The sequence below is a fragment of the Acidimicrobiales bacterium genome, assembly GCA_016794585.1.
Taxonomy (GTDB): domain Bacteria; phylum Actinomycetota; class Acidimicrobiia; order Acidimicrobiales; family DATDAH01; genus JAEUJM01.
Map to the genome: position 1 here is coordinate 1 of JAEUJM010000051.1, position 14,586 is coordinate 14,586.

Consider the following 14,586-nt stretch of genomic DNA (forward strand, 5'->3'; position numbering starts at 1 on the left):
CACCACCGCCACATCTACTTCGTCCCCTCCGGGTTCAACACCCCAGACTCCTCCGATGGTGTGCGCCACATAGTCAGACAGGGGCCGGGAATGGTCTCCAGCAGGTACGTCCGCTTCGTGGTCAGAGATCGCCGCCACAAGGCACCGGCCCGCCACTTCCCCTAGCCAACGGCCGGCCGCGGCGTACGTGTCGACCGCGTCGACCAGATCCACCACCCGCCGCTGCACCACCAACGGCGGCACATCGACCCGAAGCTCGGCGAACGCCTTGTAGGCGAGACTCCTGCGACGGTTCACGGTCCCGGCAGCATGGTCTCGGTAGACCGTGAGCATCCGCGGCGTTCGGAGCAGCAACTCGAAGTACCTGGGATCGTCGTCTTGCCCGACCCAGCGCATGGTCGTGTACATCGGGCTCAGCACCCCGGTCAGCCCGTGGTGGTTGGTTGCGATGGAGCCTTCGTCGATGTGGATGGTGGAGTACGCCCATCCACCTGGACCGAGCACCTTGTAGCCGTCGAGCTTGTCGGAAGCGATCCGCTTATCGAAGTAGTCGTCGGCGAGCACGACACCGTCGTACTTCGAGAGCGAGAACACGACCGGCTCCTCATCGTGTTCTCCCAGCTTCGAGTTGTCCAACACCAGGACGTCGCCGAGCCGCACCTCGGCCCAGCCGTCACGCATAGCCGGCGGCCTTGAGGCGCGTGTCGAGCTCGGCTTCGGCGTCGCGGAGTTCGGCCTGAGCTTCCCGGAGTTGGGTGAGGGCGTCATCGACGCTGATGGTGTCGGCGGCGGCGGTGCGGAGGTACCGGCCGATGTTGAGGTCCCAGCCGTTGGCTTCGATCTCGTCGACGGGGACGGGTCGGACTTGGACGCCGCCGTCGCCGTCGGGGTCGTCGCCGGTGCGGAACGCTTCGAGGATCGAGTCGATGTGCTCGGGGCCCATCTCGTTCTGGTTCTTCGCCTTGGTGAAGCACGCCGAGCCGTCCACGAACAACACCGACCCCTTCCGATCAGCCGGCTTGGTCGCCCGGAAGATCAGCAGACACGCCGGGATCGTCGTGGAGTAGAAGAGGTTCGGGGGCAGGCCGACGACAGCGTCGAGGAGGTCCTTCTCGATGAGGCACTCGCGGATCTTCGCTTCGACGCCGCCGCGGAACAGGACCCCGTGCGGCATGACGACCCCGACCCGGCCCGTCTTCGGGGTCATGGAGGCGATCATGTGCTGCACCCACGCCAGATCAGCGTTCCCGGCCGGCGGGACAGCGCAGATCGCCCTTGGGTCGGCGGCCCAGGTGTCGGCCCCCCAGTTCTTCAGCGAGAACGGCGGGTTCGCGATCACCACATCGAACCGGGTGATGGCCCCGTCGGGCAGGGTGTGGCGGGGGTCGCGGAGCGTGTCACCGCGGAGGATGCGGAAGTCCTCGAGGTCGTGCAGGTACAGGTTCATGCGGGCGATCGCCGAGGTGGTGAGGTTCACCTCCTGCCCGTAGAGGCGCAGCGTGCGGGAGTCGCCGCCGGCCTCCCGCACAGCGTTGATCGTCTCGACCAGCATCCCGCCGGAGCCGCAGGCGGGGTCGTAGACCGTCTCGTCGGACTGGGGGTCGAGAAGCCGGACGAGGGTGTGGACCACGGCGCGGGGGGTGAAGAACTCGCCGGCCTTCTTCCCGGACTCGTCAGCGAACTGCTTCAACAGGTACTCGTACGCCGCGCCCAGCAGATCGTTCGAGACGACGTCGGGGTTCAGGGTGAGGGTGTCGAAGCTGTCGATCAGGTTCAGCAGGTTCGGCTCGGGGATGCGTTCCTTGTTGCCCCACGCCACGTCACCGAAGATCCCCGCCAGGGTGTCGGGGTTGGCCTGCTGGAGCCGGTCCAACGCCTTCTGGAGCTCGACACCGACGTTGGCCGTCCGGTTCCGCACATCGGGCCAGTGGCACCCGTCGGGGACGACGAACCGGTGGTAGTCCGCCTCGACCTCCGGGTCGACGTCGTCGCCGAAGTCGGCGACGGCTCGGGCCCGTTCCCAGTCCCACGTGTCCGAGATCCACTTGAAGAACAGGATCGGGAACACGTACCCCTTGAAGTCGGCGGGGTCGACCGGGCCGCGGAGGCTGTTCGCAGCCGCCCACAGGCGGGCTTCGAGGTCGCCGAGGTCGCCGTTGCCGTTGGTGATGCTCACGCCACCCACCGGCGGTTCTTGCCGTACCAGGTGAGCTCGAGCGTGGGGCTCATGCGGCGTCGGCCTCGGCCTGGGCGACGGCCTTGGCGAGGAGCTTGGGGTCGGTGGCGGCGAGGTGGGCGAGCGCCCGGAGGAGAGCTGCGGCGGTCACCCCCGAGTCGAGGCGCTGGGCGAGGAGCCAGCGGTGCAGTTCGACGGTGACGTCGAGCGTGAGCCGCTTCGTGTGCTCCTTGGTGGGGCTGCGGAAGGCGGCGTCGAGGTTGTCGATGTGGCCGAGGGCGGGGTCGACCTCGGGGGCTTCGGTGACCATCGAACCGAACGATCGAGCCATGTCACTTCTCCTTGGTGGTGGGGACGAGCTCGTCGGCGAGAGCGGCGAACGGGGCGAGCGCTGCGGGGGTGAGGTTCCGGCCGAAGGCGCGGGCGATGCGCTCTCGGAGCGGGATCGTGGCGGCGGCGACGGTCATCCCGGCGGCGGTGAGCGCGTCGCGGGCTTCGTCGGTGGCGGCGAACCCCGGTCGGGTCATGGTGAGGGCCACCACGACGGGCGTGCCGCCGGCGGCGGCGGCGACACCGGCGACCCGGCGCAGGTCAGCGGCCCTCGCGCCGGCGGCGATCACGCAAAGTCCGGCGGCGGCGATCGCGGCTCGGGTCACGTCGGGGGCGGCGGGGGGTGTGTCGAGGACGATGTGGGCGGCGTCGAGGCGGGCGAGGCCGCCGAGGTCGCCGGGGGTGCCGGTGGCGACCTCGGCGGCGAGCGGCGGGCCAGGGTCTTCGGCGGCGAGGTCCGCCCAGTCGGCGGCGCCGCCTTCGGCCTGGCGGTCGAGGTCGACCAGGACCACGGTGCCGTCGCCTCGGGCGGCGAGCGCCTCGGCGAGCCCGACCGCGAGGGTCGTCTTGCCGACGCCGCCCTTGGTGGCGGCCACCGCCACAATCACGGCTTCACGCTTTCACTGGAACACAGAGACACGGAGGTCAGTGTGGCACACGGGGTCGGCGGGGCGGCGGACATCAGCCGAGGCCGAGGTCGTCGAGGGCCCGGGCGACCGCGTCGCCGTCGTCGGCCTCGGGGAAGTCGAGGTCGACGTCGAGGCCGACGTCGACGCTCACCCCGGCGGTCACCCCACCGGCGATCGGGTCGCGGGGCCGGTCGTAGAGGAACAAGCTGCCGACGTCCCCGTGACGGGTGTGCTTCGCGATCCGGGACGGGGCGGCGCCACGGTCGAGCATCTCGGTCACGAACCCGGCCCGGAGGCCGTGCCAGCTCAGCGGCTCGAGGATGACCGACGCCCGCTCGGCGGCTTCCCGGAGCCGCTCGGAGAGCCCTTCGCTGGCGAGGCCCCACACCGGCTTCCCGGCGGCGACAGCGGCGGCTTCGCGCTTGGGGGCGCCCTTGTCCCAGGCGGGGAAGATGCCCCGGTCCTTGGTGGCGGGGTGACGGGTGAGGTCGGTGCCGGCGGGCAGGCCGAGCCGGCGGCAGGTGACCGCTTCGAGGCGGGTCAGCCACGCGTCGGGGCAGATGATCGGCTCGGCGGGCTTGGCGGCGACCACGACCTTGTGACCCTTGCCAGTCGGGTCGTTCTTCGCCCACGGCACCAGCAGCTCGATCCCGGCGACCTGGCCGTCCCGGCGGATGCGGCGGATGTGCCGCCACAGCAGCGCCTCGGCCTCGGAGGCCCGCATCGCCCACCACCAGCCCCACACGACCAGGCAGCCGTCACGGACGGCACCGTCGATTGCATCGAGCAGCTCGGTGTCGGTGACCGAGTCGGCGGCGTCGAGGGTCCGCCCGATCGTCGTGCGGTTCATCGGGCGGACCGTGCCGTCCTTCGGGCGCCCCGGCCACACCGGGCTCGTCAGGTCAGCGTTGCGGGTGTAGGCGGCGACGGCGGCGACCGCCGCAGGGTCGGTGACGGTCACGGTGACAGCGGGCCGCGTCGGGTTGCGCTGCACGACCAGCTTCACCGTCCCGGCGGATGCGGTGATCTGGTGCCAGCCCTGCACGCGGGCGAGGTCGGCCTGGCTGACACCGGCGTCGACCAGGGCCCGCAACGCGAGCACCATGCGGGCCTCGACCGGCGGCGCCGCGGCCGCAGCAGCGATCCGGGCGACGTCGGCGAGCAGCACCGGCGCCGACGCGTTGTCGTGCCGGTCGCCCCTCACCTTCCGCCGGTAGTTCTTGGTGACGTTCTTCACCGCCCGGGACGAACACGGGTTGGGGAGGCCGGCGTCGGCGTAGCGGTCGGCGATCGCGGCCTTCACCTGGCCCAGCACGTTCGGGTGCAGCGGCTCGCCGGACGCCTCGAACACCCGCCGGCCGTCGTCGTCGTCGCCGGTCCGAACGAGGCGACCCCGCTTCGACAGATAGCCCAGATACAGGCGCACCATCTCGGCGGCCTCGTCGGCGTCGGCGGTAGGCGCCGACACCCCGTAGGCGGCGCAGAAGTTGTTGGCGAAGTCGTCCCACAGCCGCCCGTACTGGGCCTGGGTGGTGGTGGCATGGCCGTCGGCGGCGAAGTCGGCGGTGGCGGCGTGCAGCTCCCGCAGCTCGTCGGCCTTCGCGCCGGTCAGGCCCCGCTTCTCGATGATCCGCTCCACCTCGAGGTCGGCCCGCTCCCGCCCCGTCAGCACCCGCCCATCAACCGCTTCCTCGTTCTCTCCGCTCTCTCCCATGCCCTCAACAGTACCGACGGGGTGTGACACTGATCCAATGGTTTCTGTGTTGTCGGGTTCGCGGATTTCTGCCTCAAGGGAGGCCCGGATGGCGGCCTCCTCCGCCGACTCGCCGCCCCTGTCGGCGGCGCGGGCGGGCGGGTCAGGCTGCCGCTGTGACCGGGACGGGGTACGGCGTGCCGAGAGCGGCATCAGGAACCTCCAGAGGATCGAGGTCGAGGTGGACGTCGGCGGTGATCGACACGCCCGGATCGGCGGCGGTCACGTAGGCGAGGGTCGAGTCAGGCTTGACGTGGCGCAGGCGCCGCATCAGCGACCGGAAGTTGTCGGCGTCGGACATCCCCCGGTCCTTGTTGTGCCACCAGGCGGCCGTCGCCGCCGACTGCCGGAACGAGTGCAGCGACAGCCCCGGGCGCAGCCCGGCCCGCTGCGCCGCCGCCACCAGCCGGCAGCGCAGCGTCACGTAGGGCATCGGGCGGGGCGGGGTGGACGGGTCGAGAAGCGCCGCCCACGACTGGACCCCCGTGATGGCACCGATGGCGGGCCCGGTCGCCCACGGCGTCCACGCCACCAGCCGGGCCAGGTTGGCGGCGGGGTCGAGAGCAGGATGGCCGGCGACGAGTTCGCCGTCGACCCACACGATCTCGCCTTCGGCCGGGTTGCCCTTGGAGCCGGCCAGGTGGGACGCCCACGACGACCCGGACGCCCACACCCGCCACTCCGGGCTGGTGTCCCGGCGGAGGCGGCGCAGGTCGTCGAAACGAAGCGCACCGGCGGTCAGGAACGCGACGGCGGCCTGGTCCTGCACCCGGGCGACGAGAGGGGCGGCAAGCCGCCACATCGCCCGCTCCACCACCTCCGGTCCCGCAGCAGCGAGCCTCGCCGCCGACCCCGACCCCTCCCCCCTGAGCACATTCTTAGCCCGGTCGAGGACAGTGGGGGTGAAGATGGTGGGGGCGTCGGCGGGGGTGACGGCGGCGAGGTGGTCGAGGGCGGCCACGGGGTCGAGCGGCGGCTTCGGGCCGGGCCGCACCACCACCGGGTCGAAGCCGCCGACGGTGACGATGCGGGTGCCGTCGCCGGGGTCGGTGACAGCGGAGGGCGGCACCGGCCGGAACCCGTCGCCCCCGGGCCTGCCGGCGTCGAGGGGGTGGAGGGCGAGGGCGGCCAGCCCGACCGCCCACCGGGCCACGTCGTCGGGATCGAACGTGCCGGCCGCCGTCGCCAGCGCCGCCAGCTCCCCCAACGGGTACTCGACGGCGGACTCGGGCGGGGCGACCAGGCCGGCGACCTGGCGGGCGTAGCCCCGCCAGCAGGCCCCCGCCTCGCCGGTGACCGTGCCGGCCGGGACGCCACGCGTGGCCAGGCCCCGCTCCAGGCACCACAACGCCCGCCTCGCCGAACCCGGCTTCATCGGCACCCCCGCCGCCTTCAACGGATGGGCGGTGGCCTGAGCCCGCCGCATCCGCCACCCGAACCACAGGCGCACGTCGGTCGCCGACGGCGCCGTCGGATCCACCCCGAACTCGACGCAGAACTCGTCCCAGAGGCGCAGCTCGTCCTCGACCGTCCGGCGGGTGCCGGGGGGCATGGGGCCGGCGGCGGCGAGGTCGGCGGCCTCAGCCAGCCGGTCGGCCCGCCGCCCCAGCCGCACCCGGCCCGCCGGGCGGCGGGCGGCCCGCCGCTCGACACCAAGGGCCTCGAGCCCGTCAGGGTGATCGCCGACCAGCACCCGCCTCGCCTCATCGGCCCCGACCCACGGGCCCAGGCGGGCGATGTAGCGGCGGGTGGTGGCGACGTGGGCGTGGCGGAGCAGGCGCCGCACGTCGTACTCGGTGGCGCCGCCGAGGATGGCGAAGGTGGCGGCGGAGTGGCGGAGGGCGTGGCCGGTCACCAGGGTAGGGGCGGGCACCCCCGCCCGCTCCGCCCACCGGGCCAGCATCCGGTTCACCGCCTGCTCGCTGACGCCGAGCACGTCGTCGGCGGCCGGGTTCGGCAGCCTCGCCCCGCCACCCCCGCCGCCCCGGATGAAGCTCGGGATGGCGGGCATGTCGGGGCCGGTGTGGGGCCACACCTCCCGCCACCGGTCCCACGCCGCGATCGGGCACAACACATCGCCGGGAACCTGGCGGAGGATCACCTGGTCGTCGCGGCGGCCGCCGAGCGGGTTGCCCTTCGAGCGGGCGAACGTCCAACCGATCTCGCCGGGCCGGCTGGTGAGGTCGTCGACGGCGACCGTCCCCGGCTCACCGGGCCGCAGCCCGCCGGCCAGGTTCCAGGTCAGCAGCACCAGGTCACGCAACGCCGTCGGGGACCCGTCGGCGGCCATGGCGTCGGCCATGGCCGCCAGCCACGCCCGCGGCACCGGGCCCGCCCCGCGAACCGGCCGCGGGTTCTCCACCGCCCACGCCTTCACCACCAGGCCGGCGTGGCGGTGGACGTCGGCGGCCGGGTGCGCGAGCTGGGTGGCACCCCACCAGCCCACCGCCGACAGGTGGCTCTGGACGGTGCTCACGGTGTAGCCGTTGTCGAGCCTGGCGACGGACCAGGCCGCCAGGGTGAGCGGCAGGTCGGGGTCGAGCGAAGCGTCCGGGTCGAACGGATCGAACACCACCCGCCACCGGGCCAGATCCTCCGCCACCCGCCCCACCGCCTCCCGGTACTCCCAGTACGTCCGGTTCTCGATGGCTCGGTCCGGGTCGGCCAGGTCCCACCGGCCCAGCTCCGCCTCGATCTCCTCCAAGGTCGGCGCCCGACCCGACGGCCACACGATCACCCGGTCGCTCATCGGGCCACCCCCGCGCCGCGACCATCCGCGCGCGCGGCCCCCAACCGCGCGACGTTTACGTTCGCATGGCGACGACGACAGCAGCGGTTCGGACAGCGGTGGCGGCCACCCGGCTCACCCCCGCTGAACGGGACGCCGTAGCCGAAGCCGCCAAAGCGGCCGGCATGAGCTCGAGCGACCTGATCCGCCAGGCGCTCCTCGACCAGCTCGGCCTCGACCGCCCCAGTTCGCGAAACGGCCCCCGGAGTGCAAGTCCGAGGGCCAACGCGAGATCCACCAGCCAGGCCAACGGGAGGTGATGCCGCTGACACCAAGGTAGCGGCACGGCGAGCCGCCGTCGAGGGATGCACCGGCGAGGTCTTGGTGGTGCGCGCCCCGATGTAGGTGAGGGCCCCTACGTCCGTCACGTTCCGTGACGGAACGGGGGTTGGTGTGGCTCGCCGCGGGGTGTGCGTCAAGGCCCGCCCAGGGTGTGCGTCAAGGTCTTGTAAATCCGCATTCTGTGGGGCCTGCCGCACACCCTCGGGTTTCGTGGGGCTTGACGCACACCGCGAGGCGAGCCACACCAACCGCCCGGAGCCGTCACGTTCCGTGACGTTCGTGGGGGCCGGGTGATCGAACACCCGTTCAGTTTCCCACGCGACCCCCTTCTCGCCGGTGCGTTTAGCCGCCGCTGCCAAGAACCGGGCAGAGCCCGATGACCGCATCCACCGCCGTCATCGAGGAGTTCTTCGTGTTCGATCCCCCTGGGCCCGACCGGCCCGAACCGCCGAGGTGGGCGAAGGTGCCCGCCGCGGTGGCGCATCATCGCTCTCTGTCCGACCGCGCCGTCCAGGTGTTCGCTGTGCTGGCGCGTCACGCCGACCGGGCTGGCCGGTGTTGGCCGTCCCGCGAGACGGTCGCCGCCGCCGCCGGCGTGAGCGTGCGGTCGGTGGACCGCGCCCTGGGTGAGCTGGCCGCCGAGGAGCTCATCGCGCGGACCGCACGCGGCAACGGCCACGGCGGGCGGAGTTCGTCGGTCACGACGCTCACCGCCGGTGGTGGTGCGTGGGCGGCGGTGCCCGAGGCGGCGTTGGGCTGCTCGAGTCGGGCGGTGCGCCTCGTCGCGGTGCTCGACCTCATGGCGGACCGCAACGGGGTCGCCTCGCCGTCCCGTCGCCGCCTCGCCGACCTGCTCGCCTGCTCCACCGACAGCATCGACCGGGCCCTGGGGGAGCTCGTCGCCGTCGGTGTCGTTGTCCGGCTCCCCGTCGCAGGCAAGACGGGGCGGCTGCGGCTCCCGCACCGCCCCGCACGGCCGGCTGCGCCTGTGGACAGCCCCACCCGGACTGCACCGGCACGCTCCGCACCCGTGGCAGCCAAGGTGCCGCAGCGGTGGCAGGGGAAGGAGAACTCCTTGAACGAGAATCCTGACGACACGCGCGGTAACTGCAACAGGGATCCCGCCCAGCCGGCGGCTGCGCCGCGGTCGTCAGGATCATCGTCACCTTCAGCGGCGGCCAGGGCCACGGCGGCGTGGACCAGGGCCACATGCCGGACCTACGCCCAGCTCGTCGCCGCTGGCCGCACCGACCTGGCCAACCCGCACGCCTTCGTCGCCACCGTCGCCCGCCAGGCGGCCGTCGAGCGGGCCGACCGGCTGGCCGAGCTGCACGCCGCCGGCCTCGACCCCGCCAGCGCCGCCGCCGCTCTCGCCGCGGACGGACCCGCACCCCCGCCAGCGCCGCCGCCGCCACGTCGGGAACCCCGCCCGCTCGGCGACCCCGCCTGCCCGGTCTGCGAAGGCGACGGCTGGACACCCGACCTCGCCGGGCTCATGGTTCGCTGCGCTTGCACCGCCCCGGACCTCGACATCGAGCCCGCCCCGCCACCGGTCCTCGAGCCCGGCGAGGTCGCCCTCGACCACGACGCCGCCCTTGCCCGCATCCGGGAGATCCGCCGGCGGCGCACCGTCGGCGCACCGTCGGCATGACGCACGGCCACCACACGGAGGGGCCCTCAGCGGGTCAGTCGGGCCGCTGCCTGGTGGCGAGCGCGAGGCTGGTGGGCGGGGGTGTTGTCGTGGGCGACGACCACCAGCACCAGGACGACGAGGACGAAGCGACGGCGGCGGCACGCGATGAGGCGTTGGCGTGGCTGCGGGCGATCCGGGCCGAGCTGGCAGGGATGCCCCACGAGCCGCCCTCCGGACGCCGACGACCCACACCGTCTCCCCGTCGCCGCTCTCGGCTCCCAGGAGCGCCTGAGCCGCCGATCCGGCCCCAGGAGCCACCCGGACCCGAAATCGGTCCGCTGTGAGCCGCTGTGAGGCCCGCAAACGGACCGCTATGGGGTAGGGGTGCGGGCGGTTCAGGCCGTTCAGCAGGGGGGCGATCAGTCAGCAGCCGGAAGCTCGATACCGAGCCCCTCGGCGACCACGTCGAGGGGAGTGAAGGTTGAGCGCTCGGCTGCGAGGTCCAGGGCGTGGCGGAGGACCTCGGCGGCGGGGTGGCGATCCCATTCGTCGGCCAGGTCGATCCACTCGACCGCTGCCGCTGCCTCCCGGTAAGCCTCGAGATAGGGGTGCACCGGGTGCCCGGACGCGATGGTCAGGTGCCCATCGCTCTCCGCGCAGTGGACGGCCATCGCCAGGCTCGACATCGCCCGCAAGGCGGCACTGGCGTCGGCGTCGGCGTCATCGAGCCACCGGCTCATCGCATCGTCCATTCCCACCAGACCCCTTCGGTCGCCCAGGTCGGCCTACCTCACAACGTTACGGACCTCGTGTGACATCTCAGCAAGCCCGGGACGGGGCGATCAAGGACATCGGCGCAGCTCCGTCGCCGGGGGGGGACTCGGTGTCCCGAATTCGGGACACAATGGTTCGAATTCGGGACACCGCCCCCCGGGCCGGGCTGCGCCGATGTCCCGAATCCAGGACACGATGGTTTCAAAATCGGGACATCGTGGGGTTGAAGTGCGGGCGGTTCAGGCCGGTCAGCAGCGATGGCTGCGGGCGGCGTCGAGCAAGAGATCGACCGCCGCGGCCGCCTGCCTGATCTCCGTCAGCGAGAACCGGCCCCCGCACCGGTCGCAGGTCCACCCGAGGCGGTCGCCGCCCAGCGGTGTCAGCCCGGCCGGCAGCTCGGCCCGCAGCCTCTCCACCACCTCGACCGCCTCCGCCGGCGTGGGCGGCCTGGGCTGCGGCGGAACCGGGACGGGGCGATCAGGCGGGTCCGTCATCGTCAGTAGTTCTCGGCGACGTAGGCGTAGGCCCGGTCGAACAGGTCGCCGGTCGGGGGGAGGCTGTGTTTGCGGAGGACGTTGCGTATCTCGATGCGGACTTGGCGGTCGCCGGGCTGTGAGGCTTGCCAGCCGGAGAAGCTGACTTGGCTGACGATGGTGTCGATGTCGTCGGCGACGTTGCGGATGATCTGGGGTGTCTGGTCGGGGGCGTACTCGGCGAGGATCTGGGTGAGCGCCCCGACCTTCGGGTCAGGGAGCAGGTCGAGGCCGGCGGTGCCGTCGGTGTCTTCGGTGCGTTCGGCGGCGGTGACCTGGCGGGCGACCTCGAGGAGCTCTTGGAGGAACGCCACGGACGCTTCGGCCCGGTCGAGTTGGGCTTGTCGGAGCCGTTCGAGGCGTTCGGAGAGCTCGACGTAGACCTTGTGGCCGCCGGTGCGGTCGATCGCGGCCCGGATGCGGGCTTCGATGGTGTCGATGGCTTCGGCGACGGTGAGGGTGTCGTCGCCGCCGGCTGGGTTGGTGCCGGGGAGGGCGAGTTGGCGGATCGCTTCGATGGTTTCGGCGTCGACGACGACTTCGTCGAGGCCGGTGCCGGTGACGGTGACGTCGGTGATGTGGCCGTGGACGAGGGCGAGGGTCTTGGCGCCGAGGCGGTGCCACAGCAGCTTGTCGGACACCCCGGTCGGTTTGACCGATTCGTAGACCTTGGCGAGCCACCGGTAGTCGTCGCGGTGGGGGTCGAGGATCGGGTTGGGGTCGAGGAACTCGAAGAGGGTCTGGACGCGGATGAAGTCGCCGGCGAACCCGTCGAGGTCTTCTGCGGTGGCGAGGCGGTCTTGGGCGGCCATGAGGGTGTCGAAGTCGCCGGCGGCGCGGTCGATGCCGTCGAAGCGGTGCAGGGCGTGGGCGATGGCGGTCTCGAACTCTTCGGCGAGGCCGTCGGTGTCGACGGGCCGGCGGCCGGGGTGGTCGGGGTCGGCGGCGCGGAGAGCGGCGGCGATCTGGTCGCCGAGGCCGACGTAGTCGACGATGAGCCCGTGGAGCTTCTCCTGGCCGGTCGCGGGGTTCGTCCACCGGCGGTTGGTGCGACAGATCGCCTGGAACAGGGTGTGGAGCCGGAGCGGCTTGTCGAGGTACATGACGCCTTCGATGGGGGCGTCGAACCCGGTGAGGAGCTTCGCGGTGACGATGAGGAGGCCGAGGGGGTCGTCGTGGTCGGAGAACCGGGCCTTCACCCTCGCTTCTTGTTCGCGGGACAGCTCGTAGCGGTCCCGCCATTCGGCCGGCTCACCCTTGACGGTGCCGACGGTCATCACCACCGCCGCGCTCACCTCCGTGCCTCGGTCGGTGAGGAGCCGGTTGATCTCGGTTTCGTAGGCGGCGCAGAGGGCCCGGTCGTAGGCGACGATCTGGCCTTTGAGGCCGAGGGGGGCGACCTTGGTGAGGTAGTGGTCGACGATGTCGGCGCACACCGCGGCGACCCGGTCGGGGTTGGCCATGAGGGTGCGGATGGCGGTGGCCTTGTCGGCCAGCAGCTCCCGTTGGTCGTCGTCGAGTCCTTCTTCGTCGGCCATCGCCTTGAACGCTTCGTCGAGGGCGGCGGCATCGACGTGGAAGTCGACCAGGCGGGTCTCGACATGGATCGGGACCGACGCCCCATCCGCGATCGACCGTTCCACGCTGTACTGGTTGAGGACCCAGCCCGGGTCGTCGGGGTCGCCGAACAACTTGAACGTGTTGCGGTCCCGGTCCGCGATCGGGGTGCCGGTCAACCCGAAGAACTGGGCCCTGGGTAGCGCTTCGCGGAGGTCGGCGCCGAGGGTGCCTTCCTGGGTGCGGTGCGCCTCGTCGATCAACACCACGATGTTGTCGCGGTCGTTGAGGAACCCGGCGTCCTCGAACTTGAAGATCGTGGTGACGATCACCCCGCGGGCGTCCTCGGCCAGCATCTTCTGGAGGTCCTTCTTCGACCCGGCGACCCGGAGGCGGGGCATGCCGGTGGTGAGGAACTGGCGGGCGGTCTGTTCGGCGAGGTCGACCCGGTCGACCACGATCAGCACCGTCGGCCCGCCCACCCGGTCGTCGTTCAACAGCCGCAACGCCGCGAACGCTTGGAGGAGGGTCTTGCCGGTGCCCTGGTGGTGCCAGATCAGCCCCTGGTGGCGGTCCGCGGACAGGACCCGCTGGTGGATGGCTTCGACGCCTTCGACCTGGGGGTAGCGGGCGAGGATCTTCTCGAGGCGGGGCCGGCCGTCACGGACGGGCCGGTCGAACAGCGTGAAGTCCCGCAGCATCGACAACACCCGCCCCGGGCCCATGAGCAGCTCGACGGAGCGCATCACCTTCGCGGGGCCTTCCAGGTCGAACGGGTCGGTCGTTGACCCCCACTGCAACCACATCTCCGGCGGCTGCCCGACCGCCCCGAAATGGAACTCGCGGCCCTCCGTCGCGAACGACAGGACGTTCGGCACGAAGAACGGGGAGCATTCCACCTCGTAGGTGCGGTGGATGTCGTCGGCGGCGTTCAGCCACGACACCGATGAGTCCACCGGCGACTTCGTCTCCCCCACCGCCACCGGCAGCCCGTTCACCCACAACACCACATCGAATCGGCGGCCGTGCCCCGGCGGCCCGAAGCTCACCTCGTCCGACACGACCAGATGGTTCGAGGCGGGGTTGTCGAAGTCGATCAGCCGGACCGGGACGTGCTCGGTCGTCCCGTTGAACTTGTGGGTCGCCTGGCCGCGCAGCCACGGCACCATCCGCTCGTTCGCCGCCACCAACCCGTCCGTCGGCGCCGACAACAACAACGCCCGCAGCACCGGCAGCACCTCGTCGACCCGTTCCGGTGCCTCCGCGATCAACGGGTTCAACCGCACCAGCGCCTCGACCAGATGCCCCTCCAGCAGCACCCCGTCGATCGCCCGCGGCAACTCCCGCCCCGGCACATGCGACCACCCCAGATCCGGCTGTGTCAGGCGGTCCACGATCGCTGCCTGCACCGTCGACGACTCCGAGAACCCACCCGTCGGCACCATCACGCCACCAACCTCACCAACTCGTCATACGAACCAGGGATCTCACGCTCACCCGACAACAACTCATCCAGTAGGGACGCCCGGAGGACACCCGCATCCTCGGCGTTGGTCACTGCCGCCGTTGTCATGTCGACCAAGGCGTCCCACAGGTCCGCTAGGCGATCCTGCTCGGCCCTCTCGGGCAAGGAGATCGGCTGAGCGAGGTAGTCCTTGGTCCTCAGATTCCTGATCCCTGTTGTCTGGGCCTGGTATTCCAGGGTCCGTCCCGCTCGGTGCCAACCCCACATGCGGTGGAAGAGGTATCGAGGGTTGACTGCGTCCGGGTCGGGCCGCACCAGCTGCACGAAGTTCGCACAGACGGTCGGATCGGACCCGATGTCCTGCACGGAGACAACGCGCCCGACCGGCTGCTTGGGCCCCCCACCGGACTTCTCCAGAAGGATGTCGCCGTCCTGCAACCGTCGAGAATCGAGCTGGCGCATAGTGATCGACCGACGCACACCGCTCCCGCCCAAGGCCCCGTCGTTTCGGAACTCCGTGGACCGCACCACCGCCACATCTACTTCGTCCCCTCCGGGTTCAACACCCCAGACTCCTCCGATGGTGTGCGCCACATAGTCAGACAGGGGCCGGGAATGGTCTCCAGCAGGTACGTCCGCTTCGTGGTCAGAGATCGCCGCCACAAG

At 71.6% G+C, this 14,586-nt stretch carries 12 protein-coding genes; 2 read left to right on the forward strand and 10 right to left on the reverse strand.

The features are described 5' to 3' along the window. From JNK12_25400 to JNK12_25425, 6 genes are all read right to left on the reverse strand, one after another. Positions 1 to 681, reverse strand: a 681-nt coding sequence (locus JNK12_25400; protein ID MBL8779284.1) for a hypothetical protein, incomplete at its 3' end; no start/stop codon positions are given. Continuing rightward, positions 674 to 2,176 carry an SAM-dependent DNA methyltransferase gene (locus tag JNK12_25405; GenBank protein MBL8779285.1) on the reverse strand — a complete coding sequence of 501 codons (1,503 nt, stop codon included), beginning with the start codon at positions 2,174 to 2,176 and terminating at the stop codon, positions 674 to 676. The genes JNK12_25400 and JNK12_25405, both read right to left, overlap by 8 nt. A 49-nt stretch (positions 2,177 to 2,225) precedes the next feature. Further along, positions 2,226 to 2,507 carry a hypothetical protein gene (locus JNK12_25410; GenBank protein ID MBL8779286.1) on the reverse strand — a complete coding sequence of 94 codons (282 nt, stop codon included), beginning with the start codon at positions 2,505 to 2,507 and terminating at the stop codon, positions 2,226 to 2,228. Position 2,508: 1 nt separating this feature from the next. Next, entirely contained in the window at positions 2,509 to 3,114 is a 606-nt protein-coding gene (locus tag JNK12_25415) for a ParA family protein (GenBank protein ID MBL8779287.1), read from the reverse strand. Between the two features lie 73 nt (positions 3,115 to 3,187). Continuing rightward, the gene (locus tag JNK12_25420) at positions 3,188 to 4,849 is read right to left on the reverse strand and encodes a hypothetical protein (protein MBL8779288.1); all 1,662 of its coding nucleotides are present in this window, start codon (positions 4,847 to 4,849) and stop codon (positions 3,188 to 3,190) included. A gap of 142 nt (positions 4,850 to 4,991) precedes the next feature. After that, entirely contained in the window at positions 4,992 to 7,637 is a 2,646-nt protein-coding gene (locus JNK12_25425; GenBank protein ID MBL8779289.1) for a tyrosine-type recombinase/integrase, read from the reverse strand. A 164-nt stretch (positions 7,638 to 7,801) separates the two neighbouring features. Between JNK12_25425 and JNK12_25430 the strand changes: the two genes are divergently transcribed. Both JNK12_25430 and JNK12_25435 read left to right on the forward strand, forming a co-directional pair. Beyond that, positions 7,802 to 7,936: a hypothetical protein gene (locus JNK12_25430; protein MBL8779290.1), complete on the forward strand. Its 135-nt coding sequence runs from the start codon at positions 7,802 to 7,804 to the stop codon at positions 7,934 to 7,936. A gap of 398 nt (positions 7,937 to 8,334) precedes the next feature. Beyond that, positions 8,335 to 9,609, forward strand: coding sequence for a helix-turn-helix domain-containing protein (locus tag JNK12_25435; protein MBL8779291.1), 1,275 nt, complete (start codon positions 8,335 to 8,337; stop codon positions 9,607 to 9,609). Positions 9,610 to 10,010: 401 nt separating this feature from the next. Here JNK12_25435 and JNK12_25440 read toward each other — a convergent pair whose 3' ends face one another. From JNK12_25440 to JNK12_25455, 4 genes are all read right to left on the reverse strand, one after another. Further along, positions 10,011 to 10,331: a hypothetical protein gene (locus JNK12_25440; protein MBL8779292.1), complete on the reverse strand. Its 321-nt coding sequence runs from the start codon at positions 10,329 to 10,331 to the stop codon at positions 10,011 to 10,013. Positions 10,332 to 10,613: 282 nt separating this feature from the next. Next, the gene (locus JNK12_25445) at positions 10,614 to 10,784 is read right to left on the reverse strand and encodes a hypothetical protein (GenBank protein MBL8779293.1); all 171 of its coding nucleotides are present in this window, start codon (positions 10,782 to 10,784) and stop codon (positions 10,614 to 10,616) included. 77 nt (positions 10,785 to 10,861) lie between these two features. After that, a complete protein-coding gene (locus tag JNK12_25450) occupies positions 10,862 to 13,903 on the reverse strand; it encodes an HsdR family type I site-specific deoxyribonuclease (protein MBL8779294.1) in 3,042 nt (1,013 codons plus the stop codon). Further along, positions 13,900 to 14,514, reverse strand: coding sequence for a hypothetical protein (locus JNK12_25455; GenBank protein MBL8779295.1), 615 nt, complete (start codon positions 14,512 to 14,514; stop codon positions 13,900 to 13,902). The genes JNK12_25450 and JNK12_25455 overlap by 4 nt, the downstream gene beginning before the upstream one ends. Positions 14,515 to 14,586 lie beyond the last annotated feature (72 nt).